The sequence below is a fragment of the Glaciimonas sp. Gout2 genome, assembly GCF_035018905.1.
In the GTDB taxonomy this organism is placed as follows: Bacteria; Pseudomonadota; Gammaproteobacteria; order Burkholderiales; family Burkholderiaceae_D; genus Glaciimonas.
On the sequence record NZ_JASJXA010000015.1, the window covers coordinates 47,845 to 74,055 of the forward strand.

23 protein-coding genes and 1 tRNA gene are annotated in these 26,211 nt (G+C 49.9%); 6 read left to right on the forward strand and 18 right to left on the reverse strand.

Translation table 11 applies throughout. The annotated features are described in order from the left end of the window. Window positions 1-29: 29 nt before the first annotated feature. Window positions 30-1,550 carry a CoA-acylating methylmalonate-semialdehyde dehydrogenase gene (locus tag QN379_RS12350; RefSeq protein WP_322232342.1) on the reverse strand — a complete coding sequence of 507 codons (1,521 nt, stop codon included), beginning with the start codon at window positions 1,548-1,550 and terminating at the stop codon, window positions 30-32. Window positions 1,551-1,655: 105 nt separating this feature from the next. Between QN379_RS12350 and QN379_RS12355 the strand changes: the two genes are divergently transcribed. The 3 genes from QN379_RS12355 (at window position 1,656) to QN379_RS12365 (ending at window position 4,541) form a co-directional block, all read left to right on the forward strand. Next, window positions 1,656-2,633: a LysR family transcriptional regulator gene (locus QN379_RS12355; protein ID WP_322240136.1), complete on the forward strand. Its 978-nt coding sequence runs from the start codon at window positions 1,656-1,658 to the stop codon at window positions 2,631-2,633. 1,080 nt (window positions 2,634-3,713) lie between these two features. Further along, window positions 3,714-4,046, forward strand: coding sequence for a sensor histidine kinase (locus QN379_RS12360; RefSeq protein WP_322240138.1), 333 nt, complete (start codon window positions 3,714-3,716; stop codon window positions 4,044-4,046). 198 nt (window positions 4,047-4,244) lie between these two features. After that, the gene (locus QN379_RS12365; RefSeq protein WP_323506756.1) at window positions 4,245-4,541 is read left to right on the forward strand and encodes a hypothetical protein; all 297 of its coding nucleotides are present in this window, start codon (window positions 4,245-4,247) and stop codon (window positions 4,539-4,541) included. A 158-nt stretch (window positions 4,542-4,699) separates the two neighbouring features. Here the strand turns inward: QN379_RS12365 and QN379_RS12370 are convergent, their stop codons facing one another. From QN379_RS12370 to QN379_RS12415, 10 genes are all read right to left on the reverse strand, one after another. Continuing rightward, a complete protein-coding gene (locus QN379_RS12370) occupies window positions 4,700-5,791 on the reverse strand; it encodes a porin (RefSeq protein WP_416348546.1) in 1,092 nt (363 codons plus the stop codon). A gap of 160 nt (window positions 5,792-5,951) precedes the next feature. Then, the gene (locus QN379_RS12375) at window positions 5,952-7,310 is read right to left on the reverse strand and encodes an MFS transporter (protein ID WP_323506757.1); all 1,359 of its coding nucleotides are present in this window, start codon (window positions 7,308-7,310) and stop codon (window positions 5,952-5,954) included. 262 nt (window positions 7,311-7,572) lie between these two features. Next, complete coding sequence (gene pcaD / locus QN379_RS12380; RefSeq protein ID WP_322232345.1) at window positions 7,573-8,352, reverse strand: 3-oxoadipate enol-lactonase; 780 nt, start codon at window positions 8,350-8,352, stop codon at window positions 7,573-7,575. Between the two features lie 160 nt (window positions 8,353-8,512). After that, entirely contained in the window at window positions 8,513-9,298 is a 786-nt protein-coding gene (locus QN379_RS12385; protein WP_322232346.1) for a 1,6-dihydroxycyclohexa-2,4-diene-1-carboxylate dehydrogenase, read from the reverse strand. Between the two features lie 2 nt (window positions 9,299-9,300). After that, complete coding sequence (gene benC, locus QN379_RS12390) at window positions 9,301-10,320, reverse strand: benzoate 1,2-dioxygenase electron transfer component BenC (protein WP_322232347.1); 1,020 nt, start codon at window positions 10,318-10,320, stop codon at window positions 9,301-9,303. A 25-nt stretch (window positions 10,321-10,345) separates the two neighbouring features. Then, window positions 10,346-10,837: a benzoate 1,2-dioxygenase small subunit gene (gene benB / locus QN379_RS12395; RefSeq protein ID WP_322232348.1), complete on the reverse strand. Its 492-nt coding sequence runs from the start codon at window positions 10,835-10,837 to the stop codon at window positions 10,346-10,348. Further along, a complete protein-coding gene (gene benA, locus QN379_RS12400; protein WP_322232349.1) occupies window positions 10,834-12,204 on the reverse strand; it encodes a benzoate 1,2-dioxygenase large subunit in 1,371 nt (456 codons plus the stop codon). Before benA ends, benB begins: the two co-directional genes overlap by 4 nt. A gap of 64 nt (window positions 12,205-12,268) precedes the next feature. After that, on the reverse strand, window positions 12,269-13,189 hold the full coding sequence (gene catA, locus QN379_RS12405; protein WP_323506758.1) for a catechol 1,2-dioxygenase: 921 nt from the start codon (window positions 13,187-13,189) through the stop codon (window positions 12,269-12,271). 81 nt (window positions 13,190-13,270) lie between these two features. Then, window positions 13,271-13,561, reverse strand: a complete 291-nt coding sequence (catC, locus tag QN379_RS12410; RefSeq protein ID WP_322232351.1) for a muconolactone Delta-isomerase — start codon at window positions 13,559-13,561, stop codon at window positions 13,271-13,273. Between the two features lie 48 nt (window positions 13,562-13,609). Continuing rightward, complete coding sequence (locus QN379_RS12415) at window positions 13,610-14,719, reverse strand: muconate/chloromuconate family cycloisomerase (RefSeq protein WP_322232352.1); 1,110 nt, start codon at window positions 14,717-14,719, stop codon at window positions 13,610-13,612. Window positions 14,720-14,820: 101 nt separating this feature from the next. On the opposite strand from QN379_RS12415, the gene QN379_RS12420 reads away from it, so the two are divergent. Next, complete coding sequence (locus QN379_RS12420; protein WP_322232353.1) at window positions 14,821-15,735, forward strand: LysR family transcriptional regulator; 915 nt, start codon at window positions 14,821-14,823, stop codon at window positions 15,733-15,735. 374 nt (window positions 15,736-16,109) lie between these two features. On the opposite strand, the gene QN379_RS12425 is transcribed toward QN379_RS12420, so the two are convergent. From QN379_RS12425 to QN379_RS12450, 6 genes are all read right to left on the reverse strand, one after another. Beyond that, window positions 16,110-16,184: transfer RNA gene (locus QN379_RS12425), tRNA-Val, on the reverse strand. 122 nt (window positions 16,185-16,306) lie between these two features. Further along, a complete protein-coding gene (locus QN379_RS12430; RefSeq protein ID WP_322232354.1) occupies window positions 16,307-18,571 on the reverse strand; it encodes a bifunctional (p)ppGpp synthetase/guanosine-3',5'-bis(diphosphate) 3'-pyrophosphohydrolase in 2,265 nt (754 codons plus the stop codon). Window positions 18,572-18,578: 7 nt separating this feature from the next. Beyond that, window positions 18,579-18,929 (reverse strand): RidA family protein, encoded by a 351-nt coding sequence (locus QN379_RS12435; protein ID WP_322232355.1) that lies wholly within the window; start codon window positions 18,927-18,929, stop codon window positions 18,579-18,581. 194 nt (window positions 18,930-19,123) lie between these two features. Further along, window positions 19,124-19,999: an alpha/beta hydrolase gene (locus QN379_RS12440; RefSeq protein ID WP_322232356.1), complete on the reverse strand. Its 876-nt coding sequence runs from the start codon at window positions 19,997-19,999 to the stop codon at window positions 19,124-19,126. A 226-nt stretch (window positions 20,000-20,225) separates the two neighbouring features. After that, the gene (locus tag QN379_RS12445) at window positions 20,226-20,879 is read right to left on the reverse strand and encodes a 3-oxoacid CoA-transferase subunit B (protein WP_322232357.1); all 654 of its coding nucleotides are present in this window, start codon (window positions 20,877-20,879) and stop codon (window positions 20,226-20,228) included. Window positions 20,880-20,963: 84 nt separating this feature from the next. After that, the gene (locus tag QN379_RS12450) at window positions 20,964-21,659 is read right to left on the reverse strand and encodes a CoA transferase subunit A (RefSeq protein WP_322232358.1); all 696 of its coding nucleotides are present in this window, start codon (window positions 21,657-21,659) and stop codon (window positions 20,964-20,966) included. Window positions 21,660-21,905: 246 nt separating this feature from the next. On the opposite strand from QN379_RS12450, the gene QN379_RS12455 reads away from it, so the two are divergent. Continuing rightward, complete coding sequence (locus QN379_RS12455; protein WP_322232359.1) at window positions 21,906-22,472, forward strand: PAS and helix-turn-helix domain-containing protein; 567 nt, start codon at window positions 21,906-21,908, stop codon at window positions 22,470-22,472. Window positions 22,473-22,714: 242 nt separating this feature from the next. On the opposite strand, the gene QN379_RS12460 is transcribed toward QN379_RS12455, so the two are convergent. Beyond that, window positions 22,715-23,116 (reverse strand): thioesterase family protein, encoded by a 402-nt coding sequence (locus QN379_RS12460; protein ID WP_322232360.1) that lies wholly within the window; start codon window positions 23,114-23,116, stop codon window positions 22,715-22,717. 199 nt (window positions 23,117-23,315) lie between these two features. Here QN379_RS12460 and QN379_RS12465 point away from each other — a divergent pair, with 199 nt between their 5' ends. Beyond that, window positions 23,316-24,998, forward strand: a complete 1,683-nt coding sequence (locus QN379_RS12465; protein ID WP_322232361.1) for an electron transfer flavoprotein-ubiquinone oxidoreductase — start codon at window positions 23,316-23,318, stop codon at window positions 24,996-24,998. Window positions 24,999-26,211: the final 1,213 nt, after the last annotated feature.

Consider the following 26,211-nt stretch of genomic DNA (forward strand, 5'->3'; position numbering starts at 1 on the left):
AAGTTAAAGGCCATACCATCACCCTCGCCTTATTTAGCTGTCGGCATCGAGAAATCCGCACCCTTGCTTATGTGCTGCGGCCAGCGTTGCATAATAGATTTTTGTTTTGTGTAGAATCGAACACCCTCCTCACCGTAGGCATGGGTATCGCCGAACATGCTTTGCTTCCACCCACCAAATCCATGCCATGCCATAGGCACAGGAATTGGGACATTAATGCCAACCATACCAACTTGGATTCGGCGGCCAAATTCTCGCGCAACTCCACCATCCCTTGTGAAAAAAGCGACGCCGTTACCAAATTTGTGACCGTTTACCAAATTGATCGCATCCTCAAAACTGTCAACTCGAACGCAACCGAGGACAGGGCCAAAAATCTCATCCTGATAAATGCGCATTTCAGGCGTCACATGGTCAAACAAAGTCCCTCCGGTAAAAAAGCCTTTTTCAAATCCCGGGACAGAGTAGCCGCGCCCGTCGGTAACTAGCGTGGCTCCTTCTTCGACGCCGGACGCAATGTAACCTTCAATCCGGTCAAGCGCCTGACGCGTGATCACTGGCCCCATTTCAGCCGTGGGATTCATCCCATCTGATATTTTCAAGGCACGTGCTCTTTCCGCGAGCATCGGGACGATGCGGTCTGCGACATCGCCAACCAGAACAGCGATGGAGGTTGCCATGCAACGCTCGCCAGCGGAGCCATATGCGGCACCAATCAGTGCGTCGACTGCTTGCTCCACATCGGCGTCCGGCATGACAACAAGATGATTCTTGGCACCTCCCAGCGCCTGAAAGCGCTTTCCAAAGTGAGCGGCACGCTCGCCTATATAGCGCGCAATCGGTGTCGATCCGACAAAACTTATCGCTTTAACATCTGGGTGTTGAAGCAAAGTGTCTACCGCCAATTTATCTCCTTGCAATACGTTAAATACACCGGGTGGCAGACCTGCCTCGGTGAACAACTTTGCCATTAGAATGCTTGCGCTAGGGTCTCGCTCGCTTGGCTTGAGAATGAAGGTATTCCCTGCTGCAATGGCAATTGGAAACATCCAGCATGGGACCATGCAAGGAAAATTGAATGGCGTAATACCGGCCACTACGCCTAGAGGTTGGCGTAGCGTCCAATTGTCCATTCCTGTACTGACTTGATCCGAGTAATCTCCCTTAAGCAATTGCGGAATACCGCAAGCGAATTCGATAATGTCGATGCCGCGTGCGACTTCACCTAACGCATCCGAGAACACCTTGCCATGTTCTGCAGTAATCATTGCAGCAAGTTCCTCCTGATGTTCATTCATCAACTGCAGAAATTTATTGACGATTCTGGCTCTACGAATTGGCGGTGTGTCAGCCCAGGCTGGAAATGCCGCCGCCGCGGATGCGACCGAGGCATTTACTTCCTCTTCGGAAGCCAATGCAACATCACGCGCCACGGCGCCGGTAGCGGGATTAAAGACTGGCTGCGTACGATCACTTTTTCCTGATACCAGGGTTCCGTTGATATAGTGGCCTATTGCATTTGTGTCTGTATATGGAGAATAAGAAGTCATTTCATGTCCTTAGTCGGTGGAAGTAAAATCAGTGTAGTTCTCCTGTTTAAGCAGTTCAATGCCGTTCTACTTGATTCATTGTTCAATAAAGTGAACAATGACAGTATGGATACTTTAAAAAATGTCCCTTTATGGGGCCACATATATTCTTTGATTGTTCTCGAAAATGCAGGCAGCTATACGGCGGCGGCAACCCGACTTGGCGTAAGCAAGGGCGCTATGAGTCAACGCATTGCCGAGCTCGAAAGGAATGCCGGTGTCGCACTGGTTCAGCGGACGACAAGAAGTGTCCGGCTGACCGAGGCCGGACAGCGCCTCGTCGACTTAAGTCGAAATGCATTTGAGGTAATTCAGCAAAATTTTCTGGAAATCAGAGATTCCGTAAGCGAACCGCGCGGCCTCATACGCGTTACCGCAGCGGTGGCACTTGGTCGCCAGCAGATTGCCCCCATACTTGCTGCGTTCTTGAAATCGTATCCAGGAATACGCATTGAGCTTGAGTTATCGGATCAATTCACTTCGTTAGCGCAAGAAGGTTTCGATCTTGCGATCAGACATGCAAGCTCTGCTCCCGATACACATATCGCTTGGACACTGTGCGAAACGCGCACGATTCTGGTTGCCAGCAACGCTTATCTACGTAAACGCGGCACTCCCAAAGTGCCAAATGATCTACTGAATCATGACTGCTTGCACTATTTCCGACGTGGAGAATTGCCGACCTGGAGTTTTGTTTCCCGCGCAAAGAAAAGTTTGCGTCAAAACGTATTACTAAACGGTCCATTTGCTGCAAACAACAGTGAAGCGTTACGTGAAGCGGCATTAACTGGTTTAGGCATCGCTTTACTGCCAGATTTTTCTGCGCAAGCGGACATCGCTGGCGGAAAGCTGAAACGGGTGTTGGAAAATTGGGAATCGGTTGGCGCATTTGGCGAAAAACTATATGCCATCCGGCCGTATAGCCCTTACCTGCCGCGGGCGGTGCGTGTTTTCGTAGACTACCTGCGAGATAGTTTAAAGGAAGGATTTTCTTCAGAAGAGCATCCTGTAAAACGTCACTCTCGGGATGCGATGGTCAAGTAATTTCACCAGTTGAAGCTACACGAATGCCGACGCATTGTTTAAACCGCGGTAACAGGTTTGCCGGGTAAAAAATTATTCGTGCTCGGGAAATAGCTGTTTTTATCTGCAGTTACGATGCCGATGCCCGCATCATCGTGCCGTTGAAAGCAGCCGGAAGAATCGCGGCCCTTATGGGCCGAAGCCATATGTTTTTAGTGCGACTGTCTTTGCCACACGGGATGATCCACCGTCGTTACGGAAAATAAGAAGCAGCGTCTTAAATCGCTGGTCACGAAGTAAATTTTCCGCACTGTAAGGAAAGCGTTCCATTGCTGGATGCAAAAAAGAATTGAAGATCGCTGTCCAGGTTTTCCTGATATTGTCAGAGCCCTCCACAAGTTCGTGAGAACAGAGCAACGGACTGCGCCCAGCTTATGCCGGTGGAATTTTTTAAGAAAAACGTGATAAGCGACTCAAAAACCGGTGCGCGGTTGCACAGAACCTCAAACGGAAAGACCCCACAAAATCGAGCGAACCTGCGCAGTTTTGGGCGGCGTACGGTAACCTACCTTCGTCTATCAAAGAAGATCGACGGGGATAACTCAGGCTGCAACTCTCGAGCTTTTTTTGGAGACTAAATTATTTGGACGAGATGAAAGTTAAATGCTGAGTGAGTTCGTCATGGAGTAGCGCCGACGCGATGTGTCTTGGTCCTCCTAATTGCGTCAACAAATCTCTGGCATTCGATTCACTCAACTTGATATTAAACGACACACGAGCATTTTTTAGTAAGGCAAAAATTTCATGGCCATTTTCTGCATTAAGACTTACACGCAGATTCAGTAGGGACTCACCTCCCCTCGACTCCATATCCATTAGCTGATCAAAATCAATATCTTCAGACCGTATGACCGTCGAATTTTGATTGTGCGCTTTCTAGGCATCAATTTGAGCATTGGCTTTTTCAAAGAAGTCTTCATCCTCAGGATCAAGTCGTTCCGAAAGAACTGCCCGTGTCGGCGTTACCGACAGCGCCGATGCAGCAGTTGCCGCACGTGAAATCGACTTGAAAATAATGCTGAAAAATCTGATTGAAATTCCATTCGCTATACGCCGGAAGGCGGCGTGGTCAACTTGTCGGTCAGGAAGGAAGGCGCTTTTGCTGTGCTGATGGTCGAAGACACCGGTCCCGGTATTGCCGTCAGTGAAGGGCCCAGAGTTTTCGATCCTTTTTATCGTATCCTCGGTAGCGATGCCGAAGGCTCCGGGTTTGGATTGTCGATCGTCCGGGCCATTGCCGACAGCATTGAGGCGATTATTACGCTTGGAGACCGTTGTAATGCCGACAGTGCGCCAGGTTTACGGTTAATGGTCCGGTTTTCGCCAGCAACCACCTCACCTGCTGGAAATACCTTCGCATTCCGGCCCACATAGATAAGCACTAAGGTGAAATTGCAAAAATCCAAAGCCAGCCGCGTAGATCATTTCAAAAAATGAAATAAACCTTTGCTCTTTCCGCTATTTTTATTGCGAGGAGAAACAAATAAACTATAGCTTATGTTGAATTAAAAGTAGTTGAAGCAGGTACCACTTTGGGTACTGCACTTTTATTTCCTCTTAAAGAGACACATCATGAACATTAAAAATATTTTAGCAGGGCTGGTATTGTCTGCATTCGCCGGTGCCGCATTGGCAGGCACGCCGTATCCCGTCGAAAGCACATTCGCGCCGGCAACTAATGGTGGCTGCGCAATTTCTGCGGCGCAGTCTGGCCATGAAGAGGGCTACACCCAGGCAAGCGATGAATACCCGGTTAACGTGGTATCCAAATCGACGTTAACGCGCCAGCAAGTCCAGGCCGAATTGAAATTATCAGACGGACAGTCGCTAAAAAGCGTCAGCTATGCCGAACTGGTCTTTTTACGATAATTGCGTTTGTGAGCTGGGATGAACCGTCAGTGACTGACGGTTCGGTAAAGAGACGTGTTCGTGGGTTCGATTCAGGCAGTTTGTCCTGAGGCAGAATAAACCACAACAACGATGAACACGTTTAAAGCAGGCCAGCTTGGGCATACGCCCAAGGCTGCTTAAAACGTATGGCGAATACCAGTCATGACACCGACCTGATTCAACCCTGTACCGACGGTACCACCGGCATCCAGTGCAACCGCAGCGGAACCGGCATTTTCGATATGCCCAAGCGACGTATATAACGCTGTGCGTTTGGACAGGTTGTACGTTACGCGTGCAACCGCTAACGTAGAGACCTTGGGGGTGCCCATGATTTTCAAACGCGATACCTGTGCGTCAAGCACCCAGTAGCTGGCAAACGGGAAGCTGGCACCGACGTAATACAAATCGGAATGGGTGTCTGTGGCATCTTTAATCTTGCGGTCCACCAGACCTGCGCCAATTTTGGTCAGGCCCAGCATGAAGTAACCGTTCAGGGAAACACGTTGATCGTGGTAATTGCTGCTGGTCAATCCACCAGCGGCACCAGGGCCACCGTATAAAATATCGTAGGCGCTGGCGACACCGAACGATGCAGCGTCATAGGCCAGTAAGGCGGTCATCTGACGACAGGCTTTGGCGTTACCGGCGATTTCTCCTGCACAATTGGTACCGGCAGGGCCGCCCGCAGCGGAGGCATCCCGTCCTAAGCTATAGGTGGCACCCAGCGTCACACCTGCAAAAGTGCCGAGGTAACCTATTGCGTTATCGCTACGCGCATTAGGTAGATACGAGTCTAGACTACTGATCGAAAAAATATTCGGTCCCATGACGTCGGCCTTGAGCGACGCGATATACGTCATGTTGACTTGACGTCCAATCATGATCGTGCCATACGTATTCTTTAAACCGACATACGCCTGACGTCCGAACAAGCGGCCACCCTGCCCCATGGTACCGGTATCCGGTGTGAAGCCGCTCTCCAGTACGAACAATGCCTGCAGTCCGTCACCCAGATCTTCCGTGCCTTTGAAACCGATACGGGATGGCAAGGTGCCAGTCAGCGAAGGAATTTTGACGACCGAATTACCGGCCGCATTGGCATGTGTGACATACTCCACGCCGGTATCGATGATGCCATACATTGTCACCTGGGATTGGGCCAGCACTGCCGATGCGGAAACCGCCATCGATAGTGTCACGATTGCATTCGCTACTAATTTATTCACGTGCTGTCTCCTGATTTTTTTAAAAAAACTTATATTATTTTTGCCGTCTCGCAAGGAGTATGGCGACCTGCTTGTCTACAGCAGCGTAGCCGGACAGACGCAGCACTGCTCAGTCGCATTCATCAATGCGAGATGAGGTTCGTGACGATGAATCCGATAGTTAGCTGTAAGCGTGCGTTGAAGCGGTGGAGGATGGCGTAACTGCGTGTTGCGCCGATGCTGAGCGATGGTGTTTGATGAGTAATACGGCGATCATCGCAATCACTGCCGGAATAGCGATCGCGATGAAGTTCATCTTCAACGGCAATGCCATGCCCACCAGCGTGCCAATGACGATGGGTGCCAGGATTGCACCACTGCGCCCTACGCCCGAGGCCCAGCCGATGCCAGTGGAGCGTATTGCCATCGGATAGAACTGGCCAGCATACGCATACGTAACGATTTGGGTACCGATGGTGGATGCACCGGCCAGACCGACTAGTATGAACAGCACTTCGGTCGGAACTTTTAATCCCAGCAGGGAGATGGAGATGGCAGCGAGCGCATACATGCCGACCAGCACATATTTAATGTGAAAGCGGTCTGCCAGCCAGCCACCACCGACCGCACCAATGACCGCGCCAAAGTTGAGTACCAGCACAAAGGTAAGCGCAGACCCAAGGCTATAACCAGCAGTTGCCATCAGCTTGGTCAGCCATGAACTGAGTGCATACACCATGAACAGGCACATAAAAAAAGCGACCCAGAACATCAACGTACTCCATCCACGACCATCCTGAAACAGTTTGGCAATCTGTGCACCTTCGGCTTTGTCTTCTGTCGGCAACACGAAACTGTCATCTGCAATAGGCCGGTAGCTTGGATCGATGCGGCTGACCGTCGCTGCGAGTTCTTCTAATCGGTTATTTCTGATCAGGTAGGGCATTGATTCGGGTAACCACTTCAGAATCATCGGCACCAGAATAATCGGGAACCCTGCTGCCAGAAATACCGACGACCAGCCATAACTGACAATCAAACCTTTCCCCAGCAGCGCTGCCAGCATCCCGCCGACGGCGTAGCCACTGAACATCAGTGTCACCATCGTTGAGCGGATGCGCTTTGGTGCATACTCAGTCATCTGTGCGACTACGTTAGGCATGACACCACCAATCCCCAGCCCTGCCAGAAAGCGCATGGCACTGAAGGTATAGGGATCGTGCGTAAGGCCGGCGGCGGCGGTGAAGATGCTGAAGAGGCCAATGCAAATGGCGATGGCTTTGCGGCGTCCGATTTTGTCGGCAATGGTGCCCAGAAATATGGCGCCGAACATCATGCCAAACAAGGCGGCACTCACCATGAAACCGGCATTTTGAGCCGTTACCCCCATGTCTTTCATGATCGAAGGAACGGCGATTCCGGCGACTGCAAGATCATATCCATCGAAAATGATGATTAGGGCACACCATAACAGTACCCGAATGTGAAAACCATTCAAGCGTGCCTGGTCGGCAAGTTTATGAACGTCAATAGTGCGCATGTCTCTGTCTCCATTTTATGAACATCGTCCGTATAGTTCGGCGATGTATTATTTATGTTTTTTTTAAATCATTTCGAGAGGGCTTGGCGCACCTCTTCGAAGGTGTGTTGAGAATATATAGCTGTGATAACCCCGTCCAACACCGATTAAGTATCTGTTTAATACTTCACAGGTATAGTATTTCTGACGGGACTTTAATCTTCCGGCTGCTTACTCTCCATTTACACGATGGTTAGTTGTGCCACGAGGTTTAATCAAACAATCAGGGTGTTAAAAAATCGGATATGGCACGCGTAAATAATGGTTCCGCTTCAATATTCGAGATATGTGATGCGGGCAATGTGACGACTCTCCCGTTCTTTATTTTTTGCTGCATCAGCGCGGCATCCGCTGCCGTGGTGACGGGATCGTAGTCGCCGACGATGATTAAGGCGGGATGGGGAATGGCGTGAATGTCTTCACGTAAATCCGCTGTTGCCAGTGCTTCACAGCAACTTGCATAACCTTCGGTATTTTCAGCGCGCAGATGAGCGATCAGTTCGGCGATGATCGGGTTCTGACTCTCTATAAAAGCAGGACTGAACCAGCGTGAGGCTGCGCTATCGGCGATGGCACCGAGGCCGTCAGCTCTGACTGCGGCAGCGCGCGTGAGCCAGCCGTCGGTGGTACCGACTTTGGCCGCAGTATTGGCAACGACCAACTTTATCAAGCGCTCAGAGGCATGGATGCCCAGCCATTGTCCGATCACGCCCCCCATCGACAAGCCACAAAAATGGGTTTTAGCGATACCAAGATGATCGAGCAGTCCGGTCACATCCTGTCCCAGTTGCTGCAATTGATACGGTCCTTTGGGACGGGCAGACTGGCCATGACCACGTGTGTCATAGCGAATCACATAAAAATCATGGCTCAGTGCATCGGCCTGCGTCTGCCACATGCGGTGATCGGTTCCCAGCGAATTCGAAAACAGCAATGCGGGATGCGCAGGGTTGCCTTCGGCAACATAAAAAATATCGGTGTGATGAATGTGGGCGACAGGCATGATGCTCCCTGAATGATCGATTTGAATGCATGGAGATTCAGATTAGCCCTGCCCTGCTGATGAAAGGCAATGGTGTCTGAATATAGTTTAACCAGGTACCGGCAATATCAGAATGAGGCGATCAAGCTGAAACAATCAGCTTGAAACAAGCGAATAAAACTTAACCCAAATCGCCGCCACCAACAGGCAGCACGGTGCCCGTGATATACGACGATTCATCCGACGCCAGGAACAAGATCGCGTTGACTTGTTCGGTGATGGTGCCGTAGCGATGCATCAGACTGCTGGCGACGGTCTGATCGATAATGTCCTGATACCAGGCCTCCTCATCTTTGCTCAGCGGATTGGCATTGCGCGGAATGTTGCGCGGCGGGGCTTCAGTACCCCCGGTAGCTATGGCATTAACCCGGATGCCATCCCCGGCATGTTCAAATGCCAGACTGGCCGTCAAGGCATTGACGCCGCCTTTTGCAGCAGCATAAGGAACCCGGTTAATACTGCGGGTGGCAATCGACGATACGTTGACGATCACGCCCTGTTTCTGCGCGATCATCACTGGCAAGGTGGCGCGGCAGGACCAAAGGGTCGGAAATAATGAGCGGCGAATTTCTGCTTCGATTTGCGCTTCTTCATATTCCTGGTAGGGTTTGGCCCAGATCGTGCCACCGACGTTGTTGATCAGAATATCGACGCGTCCGAATGCTTCCATGCCAGCGTCGACCATCTGGCGCGCACCTGCATAGGTTTCCAGATCGACATTCACAACGATGGCGTGGGCTTTTAATTCGCTGATTTCTGCTGCCATATCATTGATCAACGCTGAGCGATCAGCCAGCACCAGTTGCCCACCTTCACGTGCAATTGCTAATGCAACACCGCGCCCTATGCCTTGGGCAGCGCCGGTCACAATCACGACTTTATTCTTGAAACGCTGAATCTGCGTCATGCTCACACTCCGCTGCTGGCTGAGAATTTTTCAAAATGAAAACTGGCTGGCTTTATACCGATCTGGTCTAACCAGGTTCTGACGGCATCCACCATCGCGACCGGTCCGCACAGGTAGATATCGACGTCGCCATCATTGAGCCATTCAGCCGCGACATGCCCGGTGACGTAGCCTTTGCGCGCATGCTGGCTTTCTGCTACGGCGACGCAAGTGCGGTATTCAAATTGCGGGTGCTTGGCAGCGATCCGATCAAGTTGTTCGAGTGCAACCAGATCGGTATCGTTGGTAACACCAAACACCATCCGTACCGGTTGCTTAAAGCCGTCAGCGGCGAGTACCTCCAACATCGACAGAAATGGAGCGATGCCGGTGCCGCCAGCAAGAAACAATACTGGCCGGGCTACTGCACGCAAATAAAAACTGCCGTAGGGACCAGAAAAAGCGATCGGCTGACCCGGTTGTGCTTCTTTCGCCAGAAATTCGCTCATTTTTCCATTCGGCACGTTGCGTACGACGAATTCGGCTTGTGCTGCGCCAGGCGGCGAACTGAACGAATACGAGCGTGTCAGGCTGGTGCCTGGAATCTCCAGATTCACATATTGACCCGGCAGAAAATCGAGGCCAGTCTGATTTTCCAGATTGATCGAAAATTGTATCGTCGAATCAGAAAAATGCTGTACTGAACCGACGCTACCAGCGTGGCGCGAAACGGCAGTCTTGCAGGCCACGGAGGTGGCTGGGATCTGGATCACGCAATCGGAGGTCGGGCGCATCTGGCACGCCAGGATAAAGCCTGCTGCCGCATCCTTGGCATCAAGTGCATCTTCGATATAACTCGACTCCGGCATCGCATATTTTCCTGACTCACAAAAGCCGCGGCAGGTACCGCAAGCGCCATCGCGGCAGTCGAGTGGGATATTGATTTTCTGACGATAAGCGGCATCCGACAGCTTTTCGCTTTCGTTACAAGCAATAAAGCGGGTGATGCCGTCTTCGAATTGCAGCGCAATGTTGTAGCTCATCGCCTTGTCTCCTAAGTATGCTGTTTTAAATGTGGTAAACGTCAATCACCTGATTGATGTAATCGTTTTTCAATACCACGTATTTGTTGACTATGATCGGATGCTCGCCTGAGAAATCAATCATATAGCGCGACATGCCGAAATAGCTGTAATTGGTTTTGTAACGGTGGCTCAGCGTTTGCCAGTTGAAGCGCACGGTACACACATCACCGTCGCGGCTTTCGAGCTCAACGTTAGCGATGTTATGGCAGGTGCGCGTATCTGGCATGGTGGCGCTGGAGCGCTCGGTCTTGATCCGAAATACCCGATCTTCCAGACCTTGCCGGTTGGGATAAAAGATTAGGGAAATTTCGCGCTGCGGATCGGTCACCAGCTTATCGTCGTCATCCCATGACGGCATCCAGAATTGCGCATCGAGGTGGTAGCAATCGAGCCACTCGTCCCATTGTTCATCATCGAGCAACCGGCTTTCATAGTATAAAAAGCTGCTGATGTCAGTCATGCCAATGGTTTTCATGCATGAGCTCCTTCTTCCAGCAAGGCTTTCTTCATGACGTCTAGCCAATAGCGATGCTGTATCGTGTACAAGCCTTCATCTTCGGTTTTGACACCGCTCATCAATGGCTTCAAACCGAGTTCTTTAGCGGCTTCATCGGCGCCTTCCACCCAGTGTTGCGAGCCACGACACATATCGTTCCATGGCGCGGCAATCCCTGCGTAGCCTTGCTGGCAAGCGCGGAATTCTTCCAGGTCGTCTGGTGTGGCCATGCCGCTGACATTAAAGAAATCTTCGTATTGACGAATCCGATGGGCGCGGGCCTCGTCGGATTCTCCTTTGGGAGCGATGCAATAAATCGTGACTTCGGTTTTATTCACTGAAATCGGACGTAACACCCGAATTTGCGAGCCGAACTGATCCATCAGGTAGACGTTCGGATACAGGCACAGGTTGCGCGAGCGTTCTATCATCCAGTCTGCTGTGGCAGGCCCGAAGTTTTTGGCAAATTCGTCGCGGCGCGGGTAGTTGGGACGGTCTTGGGGATTAGCCCATTTCGACCACAGAACCAGATGCCCATGTTCAAACGCATAAAACCCACCGCCCTGCTTGCCCCACTTGCCAGCATCCATGGCGCGCACATTATCGGTACGCGTGGCATCTGCTTCCTTGCGGCGATTTGTCGTCGCAGCATAGTTCCAGTGCACGGCCGAAACGTGATAACCATCGGCACCATTTTCTGCCTGCAGCTTCCAGTTGCCGTCGAAGGTATAGGTGGAAGCACCGCGCAATACTTCGAGGCCATCTGTAGACTGATTGACGATCATGTCGATGATCTTGCCAGCTTCACCCAGAAACTCAGTCAGCGGCAGTATGTTTTCATTGACGCTGCCAAACAGAAAGCCTTTATAGTTTTCAAAGCGTGCGACTTTCTTCAAGTCGTGCGAGCCTTCCTTGTTGAAGCATTCCGGATAACCGGCTTCTTCAGGGTCTTTTACTTTGAGCAACTTGCCGCTGTTATTGAAGGTCCAGCCATGAAACGGGCAGGTATAGGTCGCTTTGTTACCGCGCTTGTGGCGGCACAATTGCGCCCCCCGGTGGCTGCAAGCATTAATGAACGCATTCAATTCGCCCTGACGATTCCGCGCAATAAAGATCGGTTGCCGACCAATATGGGTGGTGTAGTAGTCATTATTGTTTTGAACCTGGCTCTCGTGGGCCAGGTAAATCCAGTTACCTTCAAAAATATGCTTCATTTCAAGTTCAAATAAAGCATCGTCGGTAAAGGCGCTACGGTGCAAGCGATAGTCGCCCTTCTCCTGATCTTCAATCAGATAGTGGTCGAGGTTTTTGAGCTTGGGCGTGTTGTCAGGATAAATGGGGATCATGATGGGTTCCTTCTGTTTAAGAAAGGGGCAGTGGAAAAGGATATCCACACTGCCCGTTTTTTTATTACGCAGCAGCCCGGATGCGATCGACTTCAGTAGTCGGCGCAGCAGGCGTTTCTGAGTACAGATGAAAATCGAAATCAATCGACGAGAACGGATGGCTTAATTCTTTGGCAGCCAGTTCTTTTTCGTCAGTAATTTTGTGGATGGCAGGTACCAGCCCTTCGCGACTGGCGAAGGCAAAGTCATCCCACAGGTATTCATCACCATCGATATTGATTTGCGTGGTCAGCTTGCGATGCCCTGCGCCCGTGATGAAGAAATGAATATGCGCAGGACGACGACCGTGACGACCGAGCAGATCAAGTAATTGCTGGGTCGAACCACTTGGTGGACAGCCATAACCGACCGGGATGATGCTGCGGAACTGATAACGCCCGTTGGCGTCGGCAATGATGGTGCGACGCAGATTGAAGGCCGACTGGCTAGGATCAAAGAACGAATAATTCCCCATCAGATTGGCATGCCAGACCTCAACCTTGGCACCTGGCATCGGTTTGCCATGCGCATCAAATACCGTGCCCTGCATAAACAGGACTTCTGCTTCGTCGCTTGCCACATCTTCATCAAGACGGGCAAATCCGCTATATTCCGGCGCACCTGCGACGTACAAAGGACCTTCGATCGTGCGTGGTGTGCCGCCAGTGAGCCCGGCTTTGGCTTCGGCTGCATCAGCACGGATATCAAAAAATCGTTCCAGGCCCAGGCCCGGTGCAATCAAACCGAGTTCATTATTGGCGCCTGCGACAGTCAGATACTCAAGGCCTTTCCAGAATTCACTCGCTTGTATATCCAGATCTTCAATCGTCTTGCACAAATCACCGACTACGCGCAATACGATTTGCTGCACACGCGGATTGGCTGGACGGATAGCAGAATCGATGATCCAGCTTTTTACCAGTGTGTCGATTTCGGTATGTGTCATGTTTGTCTCCTAAAATGTATTTTTACGGGAAGGGGTGAAACAAAATGGGTAGTGCAGGTGCGCGAACCGGGCATGCCTTATTCATGCGTCGTTGTCCCGGATAGAGGAAGGATGACGGCACATCGGCATGATCTGGATCTGCATGTAAGGAAATAATGGCAAAGTAGAAATCAGAGTATGCAGTTCATCAACGCTGCTGACATCGAATACGCTGATGTTGGCGTATTGACCCGCTATCCTCCACAGATGCCGCCACTTGCCACTTTCCTGCAATACCTCTGACATTTCTTTTTCGGTTTTTTTTAATGCGGTTGCCTGGTTCTCTGGCATAGCCTGAGGCAAGTTAACGTCCATACGTACGTGAAACAACATGGTGTTCTCCTGGTTTTTATAATGAAGTCAGCAGCGCTATGAGCGCTATTATTTACGACGCATGAACTGTAATTTTTCACGGTCGATTTCAACGCCCAGACCTAGCTTGTCAGGGACCTGCAGCATGAAGTCCTTGTAGATCAGTGGTTCGCACAACACTTCTTCGGTCAAGAGCAGTGGCCCGAACAGCTCGGTACCGTAAGACAGATTGCTAAACGTCGAAAACACATGCGCTGAGGCTGCGGTGCCGATACCCCCTTCGAGCATGGTGCCACCGTACAAACCGATTCCGGCCAGTTGCGCGACGGTAGCGACCTGAATCGCCGGGATCAATCCACCGGATTGCGTGATCTTGACAGCGAACACATCGGCCCCGGCGTTCGTAGCCAGATCAAAAGCGTCTAACGGCCCATGCAATGCCTCATCGGCCATCACTGCTACGGAAAAGCGGTTGGCCAGACGCGCCAGACCTGCTTTATTTTCTGCACGGATCGGCTGTTCGATTAAATCGATACCACCGGCCTCAAGCGCAGCGATACCATTGACGGCCTCCAGTTCGCTCCAGGCCTGATTCACATCGACCCGCACGCTGACATCAGCACCCAGGGCCTTTTTGATGGTCAGCACATGCGCCACATCGTCTGCCACTGAGCGCGAACCAATTTTCAGTTTAAAAATTCGATGTCGGCGCAGCGCCAGCATTTTTTCTGCTTCGGCAATGTCTTTGGTGGTATCGCCGCTGGCCAGCGTCCATGCCACAGGTAACGCATCGCGTACCCGGCCGCCCAATAATTCACTCAACGGAATACCCAGACGGCGCGCCTGCGCATCGAGCAACGCCGTTTCGATGGCACATTTGGCAAACCGGTTGCCTTGAATAATTTTACGTATTTTTGCCATCGCCTTGCCCACCTGGCTGGCATCCATGCCGATCAGCAACGGCGCGATATGGGTATCGATATTCGTCTTGATACTCTCAGGACTTTCTTCGCCGTAACTCAAGCCGCCGATAGTGGTGGCCTCACCCCAACCTTCGAATCCATCCGCACATACCACCCGCACCAGCACCAGCGTTTGCGCGTGCATGGTCGCTACCGATAATTGATGAGGACGTATGGTCGGAACATCGACCAGAATAGTTTCTATAGTTTTGATCATATTTTATTTGTATAATTAAACGAATAACAGGAGGTTAGACGAGCAAAACGGGGGCGTCCAACACCGATTAGCTATCATTTCAATACTTTTTGGGTATAAAGATGGAATTGCGTCACTTACGCTACTTCGTGGCCGTTGCGGAGGAGAAAAACTTCACACGAGCAGCCAAGCGGCTATTTATTGCCCAACCGCCGTTGAGTCGCCAGATACAGCAACTGGAAGAAGAGTTAGAGGTTTGTTTGTTTGAAAGAGGGTCGCGACCGCTCCAACTGACTGAGGCTGGCCGATTTTTTTACGCGCATGCGCAGCAATTGCTGGGCAAGGCAGCAGATTTGAAATCTATGACCCAGCGTGTGGGGAAAATTGAAAGGACGCTGTCGATCGGATTTGTTGCCTCCACACTGTACGGATTGTTGCCAAAAATCATCCGTCGCTTCCGTTCGGAGTACAGTGCGGTCGAGATTAACCTGCATGAAATGACCACCATGCAACAAATCAAGGCCCTCAAGGATGGCAGTATTGACGTCGGGTTCGGGCGTATCCGCTCGGAAGATCCGGATGTGCGCCGCATCGTGTTACGAGAGGAGCGATTAATCGTAGCATTGCCTACAGGCCACTCCCTTGCCGCGCCGGGGACAGCGCTAAGGCTCAAAGAGTTAATCGCTGAAACTTTGATTATATTTCCGAAAGCACCCCGTCCCAGTTTTGCTGACCAGGTACTATCAGCTTTCAGCGACCGCGCGATCAAGCTCGAAAAGATCATCGAGGTCAGGGAGCTGCAGATTGCAATCGGTCTGGTCGCAGCCGGGCAAGGCATCGCTATCGTCCCAGCCAGCTTGCAAGGAATGAAGCGAGAAGATATCAGTTACAGGGAACTGGAGGAAAAGAACACCACGTCTCCCATTATCTTCAGTGTACGGAGGGCGGATCAGTCAGAAGAACTGGGTCAATTGTTGCGCCTCATCTACGATATCTATGAGGCAGAAAACATTCCACACGTGAAGGAAACGCTGTAAATCTCAGGCGCTTGCATGTTGTGCGTTCATCTTGCATTAACGCCGACGCTAGGGGTCTTGGTCGTCCTAACTGCTTCAACACATCTCTCGCATGCGATTCACTCCTATTTATATTGAGCGACACACGCGTATTTTTCATGCACTCGAAGAGTTGATGGCCCTTATCGGCGTTCAGGCTCACACACAAACGCCGGTCTGAGTGTCGTATCGAGATATTCGCAAGGCCCAACAGCAATGAGATCAATTAACCGTAGCAAATGACCAAGGCGAATGTTTGAAACCACTGGGGTAAATCGAATCCAACACGTAAAAATGCTCCGCAAATTCAATCGCCATTACGGTATATATAGCTCTTAGCGATGTTATGGAAATTTTGGTGGAAAGTGCAAGTTTCGAACTTGCGACCCTCGCAGTGTGAGTGCGATGCTCTACCCCTGAGCTAACCTTCCATTTGGCGATCTGTCGATCGGTGTCATTGGATCAACATTGCATTGATTGACCACCGATAATATAAATTATCGCACACATTATGTGCTGACGAAAGTGCCGTATCGAACCGGAAAGCGAAGCGTTATTGGCGCTTCGCTTCTAGTACGCCTTTTACTTCGCGAATCACCATTAACGCTTTTTGCAATTGCGCCGTTGAGGCAATTTCAGCAGTGAATGCCATTCTCGCATGGGCTTTGGCACTTTGGGTACTGACGCCGATTACATTGATTTTCTCGCGCAAGAAAATTTCCGAAATATCACGCAACAGACCTTGGCGATCACTGGCCAGCACAAAAATATCGACCGGATACACCGTCTCAACAGCTGGCGCGCCCCACGTAGTTTGAATGACGCGCTCTGGTGCTTTTGCACGCATTTCAGAAAAATTCTTGCAGTTTTCCCGATGGATGGAAACACCTTTTCCACGCGTGACAAAGCCGACGATAGGATCTGGCGGGGCTGGTTTGCAACATTTGGCCAACTGCGTCATTAAGCCGTCTGTTCCCACCACCAACACACCGGTCTTGCCGCCATGATCGACACTTGAGGCGCGACTTTTGCGTGTAATCGCGGCTTCTTCCTGCTGAATATCAGCAGTCGCAGGCTTGATGCTTTCCTCTTCGCGCAATCCTTGCTCGACGTGACGCAAACTAAACTCGTCCTTAGCGAGCGCCAGTACCAATTCTTCCAGTTTGGAAAAGCCTAACTTACGTGCTAATTCTTCCAGATTGACAGCTGTTTTGCCTTCCCTTTGCAATGTTTTATCAAGCAATGCCCGACCGGTAGATAGCGTCTCTTGTTGTTCAATCGCATTGAACCACGCACGCACCTTGGAACGGGTCCGGGAGCTGGTCGCATAACCTGGGGTGAGCCAATCACGCGATGGGCCGGCGTTGCCAGCCCCACTTTTGGCGGTAATGATTTCAACGGTTTGCCCATTTTTGAGCACCGTGTTTAAGGGCACCATCACACCATCGACGCGTGCACCGCGACAATGATGACCAACATCGGTATGCAGGTGATAAGCAAAGTCGATCGGCGTCGCGCCGTTGGGCAATTCAATCACGCGTGCTTGCGGTGTGAGTATATAAATATGCTCATCTAACGTAGCGGATTTTAATTTTTCCAGCCATTCGCGACGGCTGTCTTCGTGCTCAACAACGGCATCAGCGACTTCGCTTTTCCAAGCTAGCAATTGTCGCAGCCAGGCAATTTTTTCATCGTATTTCTGTGCTGAAAAATTCGAGCCGCCTGCTTCTTTGTAGCGCCAGTGCGCCGCAACGCCATATTCGGCAAAGTGATGCATATCGTTGGTACGAATCTGCACTTCCAATGCGCGCTCGTCCTCAGCCATCACGACGGTGTGCAGCGATTGATAACCGTTTTGCTTGGGACGAGAAATATAATCGTCGAACTCTTTAGAAATTGGTACCCATATATTGTGAACGATACCCAGGACGGTGTAACAGGTCTTGACGTCTTCGACAATCACCCGAAACGCACGGACGTCGTAAAGCTCGGAAAAGTCGAGCTCCTTGCCGCGCATTTTGTGCCAGATACTAAAAATATGTTTAGGTCGCCCGGATACTTCTGCTTTAATGCCAGCGTCCGCCAGCTCACTTCGCAAACGCGCAATAGCGACTTCAACGAAGCCTTCCCGCTCGATCCGCCGCTCTTCCAACATCTTGGCGATACGTTTATAGGTTGTCGGATCAATGAAGCGAAATGAGAGGTCTTCCAGTTCCCATTTTAATTGCCAGATACCAAGCCGATTCGCCAGCGGGGCGTACAAATCAAGCGTTTCACGCGCATATTGACTGGTGAGCGCATTCTCTAATTTTTGCTCGGCAAAAAAACGTAATCCCACCAGCCTAGACGCCAACCGCACTAACACAACGCGCATGTCACTCGCCATTGCCAATAACATTTTGCGCAATGTCTCTACTTGCGTAGCAGCTTGCTGCGCAGCGTTTTTCCCTCGCATTACTTCTTGCGGCAATGCAAAAGTAAAACCGTGCAGCCGCATTAATTGTCGAACGCCGACGACCAACTCGCTAATTTCTTTACCGAATTGCGGCTCAATCATCGCCAAATTGGCAGGATCAATTAAGGGCAGTTCGAATAGCAGCCCGGCGATACGCGTTTCAACATCGGTGTTGAGCAATGCCAATACATTGGCCACGCCTAGCGAAAATTCGAGCGCAGTTTGCCCGGTCGCGACTGTCTTACCCTTATACCATGGCTCGACGAACGCTAACGCGTCTAGTACGCGTACGCTATCGTCCGCACTTAAACCAGTGCAAAGTTGCACTTGATCGGCATCTTGGGTTGAAGTTAAGGCGACCATCGGCTATCTACTTTTGTGCGGCAACAATAACGATTTCGACCAGGATTTCTGGTCGTGCCAGTTTGGCTTCAACGGTAGCACGGGGCGGTGAATTTCCCGCTGCGACCCATGCGTCCCATGCCGAATTCATGCCAGCGAAATCTTTAATGTCTGCGAGATAAATCTGGCAAGAAAGAATGTGCTCTTTATCGCTGCCAGCCTCAGCGAGCAAACGGTCAATGTGACCTAACGTTTCCCGTGTTTGTGCTTCGATATTCTGACTTACATCCTCGGCCAACTGACCAGCAAGATAAATGGTGCCGTTGTGGATCGCAACTTCTGACAATCTTTTTCCTACATGCAAACGCGTGATACTCATAGTGTCTCCTTCATACTAGAAATAATTCTATTTTAACTACTTATCAAGACCATCAAAGCCATCCAAAAGCAATTTTCCCGGCAATGCGAAGCAACGCACCGGTGATAACCGACAATCGAAAACCGATCGTGATGTTATTTTTTTGGCTGCTCACTATCTTGGCAAGCCCATTAATATCTCGCCGCTGGCGAGTACTATGCCTCTTGTCCGAACAGAAAGTCGCTTATAACCGCAATTTGATCTGCATGCAGCAACGTTGGCGCGTGTCCTACACCAGCAAATTCGACTAGTTTCGCCTTAGGGCCACGCTGGGTCATCGACAATGCGACTTCATGCGATAGCAAATCTGACTGGTCGCCACGTATTAATAATGTTGGACATTGAATGGCATCATACGCAGCCCACAACATCACTTCGGCGGCCTTGTAGTTATCAGCTGTGGAGGTCGCAAACGGGACGGCTAATCCCAAATCGTAATGGCGGACCCATTCTCCAGCAGCGTTTTGACGTAAAACATCGGCAGCCAACTTGTGCCACTCGACGTCAGTGTGTTCTCCAAAAGGGAGAGAAATCGACTTAATATAAGCCGCTCCAGCGTCAAAAGTGGGAAACCGCATATCGGCTCCGATATACGCTGCGATCCGGGTAAGCGCGTCGGGATTCAGATGGGGACCAACATCGTTAAGAACTAGCTTGCGAATAGGATTATCTGGCAAAGATGCCAGACCCAAACCAATCAGGCCACCCATTGACGTGCCGACCAGATCGACCGTGTCAGCATTTAGTCTGGCTAATAAAGTCACCATATCGCTGACATATTGTGGCACGACATAATATTGGGGATTACGCAAACGACCAGAGCGACCGCGACCTACGACGTCCGGGCATACGACGCGATAGGTGTCGCACATATTACGTGCCAACTGATCAAAGTCATCAGATACCCGTGTCACACCATGCAAACATAGCAATACGTTAGGGTTATGTGGATCGCCCCATTCCTGATACGCCATTGCGTGCAAACCTGCAGGGGAAATACATTGGACAGTCTTGTGCAAAGCTGAAGTCATAAACGGCATCCGGTTGAGCAGACAAGTGAAAGCCCCTCTATTCTACCGTCGCTTCCACTAAAAAAGCTGCGTTAATGGATAATCATGACCGATGCTATCGATAAACTCACCCGGCGCACTTCAACCTAAACCCGTTTATTTGCCGCTCTACCGATGATATTTCAGGCAAAAGAACAAAAAAAAGCGCCGACACAATGTGTCGGCGCTTTTTTTCGTTGAAACCGATTTAATGCAAGTTGCTGAAATCCAGCAGAGCGCCTGTCTTTTCTATCAACTCTTCTCTTGTCACACCGGTGGCTAATTCAACCACTTTTAAGCCCTGCGGCGTCACGTCAAGTACGGCCAAATCGGTAATGATACGATTTACCACTGCGATACCAGTCAACGGCAAATTACATTCATCAAGGATTTTGTGGGATGTTGAACCGTCTTTAGCCTTAGCCACGTGCTCCATCAGGACCACGACGCGCTTGACACCAGCGACCAGGTCCATAGCGCCGCCCATGCCTTTGACCATTTTTCCTGGAATCATCCAGTTCGCCAAATCGCCGCTTTTCGATACTTGCATAGCCCCTAAAACAGCAAGGTTCACTTTTCCGCCACGAATCATGGCAAACGAGTCTGCTGAACTAAAGAAAGAAGATCCCGGTAAAGAAGTTACAGTTTGCTTACCCGCGTTGATCAAATCCGCATCGACCTTGTCATCGGTAGGAAAAGGGCCAATACCCAAGAGACCATTTTCTGACTGTAACCAGACTTCCATATTTTGCGGTACGTGGTTTGCGACCAAAGTCGGCAAGCCGATACCCAGATTTACGTAAAAGCCATCCTGCAATTCCTGCCCCGCACGCGCGGCCATTTCATCACGAGTCCATGCCATATTTATTCTCCGATCTTATATTGTTTTTTACTCGCCTTCAGTACGACTGCCGTTTTGCAGGCACCTAAGACGAGACGTCGAGACTTATTTGCTTACGGTGCGTTGTTCTATCCGCTTTTCCGGGGACGCATTGACCACGATCCGATGGACAAAAATTCCTGGGGTATGCACTTCATCCGGATCAATTTCACCAACTTCGACCAAATGTTCAACTTCTACGACAGTGATTTTTCCAGCCATCGCGACGTTTGGATTAAAATTACGCGCCGTTTTGTTATAAACCAGATTACCGCTACGATCCGCCTTGTAAGCCTTGACGAGAGAGATGTCAGCGACTAACGAACGTTCCATGATGTATTTTTCACCGTCGAATTCGCGTACTTCCTTGCCTTCGGCGATCAGCGTACCCACACCGGTTTTGGTGAAGAATGCAGGGATACCCGAGCCGCCGGCACGCAACTTCTCCGCTAACGTTCCTTGTGGAGTGAATTCCAACTCAAGTTCACCAGCCAAATACTGCCGCTCGAACTCTTTATTCTCGCCCACGTACGATGCAATCATTTTCTTAATTTGACGGGTTGTCAACAGTTGACCGAGGCCAAAACCGTCTACACCCGCGTTATTCGAAATTGCAGTCAGATTTTGAACGCCAGAATCACGCAATGCTGCAATGAGGGCCTCAGGAATACCGCACAAACCAAAACCACCAACCGCGACCGTTTGGCCGTCACTCACAATACCCGCCAACGCGCTGATCGCGTCAGGATAAACTTTATTCATACCGCTATCTCCTTATGAGTTAACTCAGACTATTTTTGCTTTTAATTCGCCTGATAGCATATGATGATCTGTCGGTTCCGACAATACCGTAAAAATACGCAATGCGCCTTTCCTTCGGACACTTTGCAATTTTCGGATCATTGAATAAATATGACAGCAACGCCTACAAACTATCACATAAAACGCTCCCTTCGTTCGCGATCACACAGGTGTAATATAGCGCCGCTTGTACTCATATAATTGCCAATGAATGACTCCCCAGAAATTGATTATCAAGTCATTTTTGACCATGCTCCAATTGGCATGTGCGTTTCCAGGCATCGTGTCATGCAAGTATGCAATGCCGCGTTAACCAGCATGTTCGGCTACGAAAGTGGTCAATTGAATGGCCAATCCTTCCAAATTCTTTATCCTTCACCGGATGAATTTGAACGCACTGGAGCACGTATCGTACCAATAATGAATGCAAAAGGGGCATATTCTGATGAGCGCATCATGCGTCGAGCAGACGGCGAACTTTTTTGGTGCCACGTCATTGGTCACACCTTGGTGCCAACTAACACACACGCAGCCGGAATCTGGACTTTTGAAGATTTAAGCAGTAAACGCAAGGCGTCAGCAGAGCTTTCACCGCGTGAGCGAGAAATTGCGGCATTGTTGGTGGAGGGAAAGACTAGTAAATTAATCGGCAAACAAATCGGTTTGAGTCCGCGTACCGTAGAAATGCATCGCGCAAATCTGATGAAAAAATTTGCCGCAGCGACTTCAAGTGAGTTAGTGCATAGACTACTGGGGATGTCTCAGGAACTCTGACACTGCCGGCTTCTTTCATTGGCGCGCTAATCAGTGCCACAGGTAGTGCTTTATCGTAAAGTACTTCTAAAAGAAATATCGTCTTGTAAATGCCAAATGGTGACTTGGTTTTTATCTGCAATCGCCTGAGTTAGACAAGAAAATGCCTTCCGTAAGAGTGCACAACATACAACTTAAGCCGCTATGAAAATCGCATATACCGAATATTCGACAGGCACAATCTCCACAGCGAGATAAGCTTCTCAGGTCAACATTTCACGCACGGCGTCAGGCAACGGCACAGATTTCTCAAGCTTGAAATCAATCCATACTAACTTAGAAGATCCCTCTGCAACGATAACGTCAGGCGAATCAACCCGGCGGATTTCGTACGTCATCTCAACGCTTGAACGACCAACTGTTCCCATGCGGCAATAGACCTCAATATCGCCAGGATATCTGAGCTGACGCAAAAAACTGCACTGCGCATTCACCAGAACCGGTCCCTGAAAGTGATCAATAGGCCTTCCCAAGGTTTCCAACCACTCTATCCGAGCCTGCTCTAAGTATCTGAAGTACACCGTATTATTCACATGTCCGAATGCATCCATATCGCCCCAGCGAATTGCCATTCGACTACGGTGAACTAATTTATCACTATCCATTACGTTCTTTCAAAAAAACAGATCCATACGATGGCACTACCGAATGCGAACCGTGGCATTACGACTGATGCGGGAATGCAACATTAGCACGTGCAAGCCATACTGCACGCAGCATGCACATGGCAAAGTCTAGTATTCTGCCGCAATATCCGTGACAATTAGCACAAACGTTAGAAAATTAAATATAGGTGAAGAGACAATGACCGAGAACCAACCGCAGAGCTTACTTGAACAATACGGCCCAAGAGAGGCAATGGAATATGACGTCGTCGTCGTGGGAGGCGGTCCTGCTGGGTTAGCCGCTGCCATTCGGCTAAAGCAGTTAGCGAATGAAAAAGGCAAAGAAGTTTCGGTCTGCGTACTTGAAAAAGGAAGCGAAATCGGCGCCCATATCTTGTCTGGTGCAGTGATGGACCCGCAAGCACTAACTGAGTTAATCCCCAACTGGAAAGAACTCGGTGCGCCACTGAACACGGAAGTCAGCGAAGACAGATTCCTCTTTTTGACGGCCACGAAAGCTTTCAAGACCCCTAACTGGATGTTACCGTCCTGTTTTCAGAATCACGGAAATTACGTCATTTCACTCGCCAACGTCGTGCGTTGGATGGGTCAGCAGGCAGAAACACTCGGCGTAGACATATTTCCTGGTTTCCCAGCCGCTGAAGTCCTTTATAACGATGATGGCTCAGTTAAAGGCGTAGCGACGGGCAATATGGGCATTGGCCGCGATGGTAAACCGACCGAGGCGTTTCAGCTGGGCATGGAACTACACGCCAAATACACGCTGTTCGCCGAAGGTGCACGCGGCAGTCTTGGCAAACAAATCATCGCCAAGTACGATTTAAACAAAGGTAAGGATCCGCAAACTTATGGTTTGGGGATTAAAGAACTGTGGGAAATCGATCCAAAGCTGCACAAGCCAGGCTTGGTGATCCATACTGCCGGGTGGCCGCTCGATACCAAGACTTACGGCGGTTCTTTCCTCTATCACTTGGAAAACAATCAGGTCGCAGTCGGTTATGTCGTCGGCCTGTCCTATGAAAACCCGTACATGTCGCCGTACGAAGAGTTCCAGCGCTACAAAACACACCCTGAAATTAGCAAATTTTTCGTCGGTGGTAAACGTCTGTCGTACGGAGCTCGCGCAATCACTGCTGGTGGTTTGCAATCCCTGCCGAAGCTGACGTTTAACGGCGGTGCATTAATTGGCTGTGAAGCGGGATTCCTTAACGCTAGCCGCATTAAAGGCAGCCACGCAGCGATCAAAACCGGCATGCTGGCAGCTGATGCAGCCTTCGAAGCGATTGTCACTGAGCGCCAACATGATGAACTAGTCGATTACGCCAGTGCATTCGAAAAATCGTGGCTCCATGCTGAATTGCATAAGGCACGTAATTTCAAGCCTTGGATGAGTAAAGGTCTGTACTTTGGCAGCGTAATGGTGGGGATCGACCAAATCGTATTCGGCGGCAAAGCGCCATGGACTTTACATCACACTCATGCCGACCATGAATGTCTGAAACCGGCGGCAAACTATGCGCCGATCAAATATCCCAAACCGGATGGAAAGCTGACATTTGACCGTCTGTCGTCGGTATTTATTTCGAATACAAACCATGCCGAAGAACAGCCGGCACATCTGACGTTGAAAGACGCATCGGTGCCGGTAAATGTCAATCTAGCACTATATGCGGGGCCGGAAGCGCGCTATTGCCCGGCTGGTGTGTACGAGTTTGTCACCAACCCGGATAAGACTGAACGGCTACAAATCAACGCGCAGAATTGTGTCCATTGTAAAACCTGTGACATCAAAGATCCTACGCAAAATATCGTTTGGGTGACACCAGAAGGCGGTGGTGGGCCGAATTACGCCAATATGTAGGTGGTATTCTATAGGCGACATTCGCTCCCCCTGAAAAAATCGAAAGGAGCGGATGTCGTGGCACTTGGCATTAAAATCGGTTCACAGTTTCTTGACGGTATGCGGCGCTTAACCGCATGTCCCAGTCACATTCACTCGACTTTTTAAGAGTGAGCTTGAAGTTGATTAATGGAAAAATGTCTGATTTTCCCCCTATACGATCTTATCGCGCGCATCTTAAAGAATTCAATTTCTGCACCTCCGCAAGACACTTCATTTCAATCCGCAATATGCCTCGCGGCAGAACACCTCGCCATACCGCAACAAGCGAGGAATATACCCAGCGATTTACAATGCGGTATCGACAACGCCCACAATTGTATGTCAGCTTCCATCGCGGCACTAGCTTAGGTGAGCAATAACGTCCGGTCCCACCCGAGCAAGCTTCAAATTACCCGCTAAACGCACCTAATCCTCCAAAACACGCATAAACTGCGATGCATTGCATGAAGGCCCGACACTGCAGTCGGCAAAAATGCGCATTATCCACAAAATGTCAGCAAATATCGATATTCGTCGACTTACTGACGGGTTTTTATTGTGACAATAAATAAATTATAGTGTTTATAAAACAATATAAATATTGAAGTAATGTATCAAAAATTTGTGGGGATAATCAATTCCACAAAAATCATCGAGGAGCCTTTAGTACACATTGACAGCTCTTTCCAGAAATTCACAAAGAGCTTTTATATGAAAACTGTTCGTCGATTGCGCATTCTTTGATTTTTGTTATGTAGCTTTAAAGATCAATCTGCTCTTGCGAGTGCGATAGTGACTTCTGAGGCTCAAGTAAATTTGGTGTGTATAAAATGCCCCCCCCCGATTTAAAGGCGTTAGTAAAAAATATCCGCTTATCGATTGTCGCAGAAACTGTTCATCTTGAAGCCAATACCGCTGCCATTGGCGGATGCGTTACTACCGACTCGCTAGGGCATCGACCCAAGCAAATAAAATAGGTTTTTGGTTGTGATTCAACGGTGCCTGACATTAGTTTTGTTTACGGATTTAGCTAACGTTACGCAATCTTTTAAAACATATAACCCAAGGAACCAAATGAACATGATGAAATTGGCACTGCCGCTGTTAATCACACTTGTTTACGCTCCCGCTCATGCTGGTGTAAGTCCATTGTTTGATTTAAACGCAGATAAATTAACCGTCTTTGCAAATA

Coding starts and splice junctions, on each gene's coding strand:
- QN379_RS12355 (WP_322240136.1), top strand. CDS start 1,656: ATGGATACTTTAAAAAATGTCCCTTTATGGGGCCACATATATTCTTTG.
- QN379_RS12430 (WP_322232354.1), bottom strand. CDS start 18,571: ATGGTCGCCTTAACTTCAACCCAAGATGCCGATCAAGTGCAACTTTGC.
- QN379_RS12465 (WP_322232361.1), top strand. CDS start 23,316: ATGACCGAGAACCAACCGCAGAGCTTACTTGAACAATACGGCCCAAGA.
- QN379_RS12365 (WP_323506756.1), top strand. CDS start 4,245: ATGAACATTAAAAATATTTTAGCAGGGCTGGTATTGTCTGCATTCGCC.
- QN379_RS12375 (WP_323506757.1), bottom strand. CDS start 7,310: ATGCGCACTATTGACGTTCATAAACTTGCCGACCAGGCACGCTTGAAT.
- catC (WP_322232351.1), bottom strand. CDS start 13,561: ATGTTGTTTCACGTACGTATGGACGTTAACTTGCCTCAGGCTATGCCA.
- QN379_RS12420 (WP_322232353.1), top strand. CDS start 14,821: ATGGAATTGCGTCACTTACGCTACTTCGTGGCCGTTGCGGAGGAGAAA.
- benB (WP_322232348.1), bottom strand. CDS start 10,837: ATGAAAACCATTGGCATGACTGACATCAGCAGCTTTTTATACTATGAA.
- QN379_RS12385 (WP_322232346.1), bottom strand. CDS start 9,298: ATGACGCAGATTCAGCGTTTCAAGAATAAAGTCGTGATTGTGACCGGC.
- benC (WP_322232347.1), bottom strand. CDS start 10,320: ATGAGCTACAACATTGCGCTGCAATTCGAAGACGGCATCACCCGCTTT.
- QN379_RS12440 (WP_322232356.1), bottom strand. CDS start 19,999: ATGACTTCAGCTTTGCACAAGACTGTCCAATGTATTTCCCCTGCAGGT.
- QN379_RS12415 (WP_322232352.1), bottom strand. CDS start 14,719: ATGATCAAAACTATAGAAACTATTCTGGTCGATGTTCCGACCATACGT.
- benA (WP_322232349.1), bottom strand. CDS start 12,204: ATGATCCCCATTTATCCTGACAACACGCCCAAGCTCAAAAACCTCGAC.
- QN379_RS12445 (WP_322232357.1), bottom strand. CDS start 20,879: ATGGCATGGACTCGTGATGAAATGGCCGCGCGTGCGGGGCAGGAATTG.
- pcaD (WP_322232345.1), bottom strand. CDS start 8,352: ATGCCTGTCGCCCACATTCATCACACCGATATTTTTTATGTTGCCGAA.
- QN379_RS12350 (WP_322232342.1), bottom strand. CDS start 1,550: ATGACTTCTTATTCTCCATATACAGACACAAATGCAATAGGCCACTAT.
- QN379_RS12450 (WP_322232358.1), bottom strand. CDS start 21,659: ATGAATAAAGTTTATCCTGACGCGATCAGCGCGTTGGCGGGTATTGTG.
- QN379_RS12455 (WP_322232359.1), top strand. CDS start 21,906: ATGAATGACTCCCCAGAAATTGATTATCAAGTCATTTTTGACCATGCT.
- QN379_RS12460 (WP_322232360.1), bottom strand. CDS start 23,116: ATGGATAGTGATAAATTAGTTCACCGTAGTCGAATGGCAATTCGCTGG.
- catA (WP_323506758.1), bottom strand. CDS start 13,189: ATGACACATACCGAAATCGACACACTGGTAAAAAGCTGGATCATCGAT.
- QN379_RS12435 (WP_322232355.1), bottom strand. CDS start 18,929: ATGAGTATCACGCGTTTGCATGTAGGAAAAAGATTGTCAGAAGTTGCG.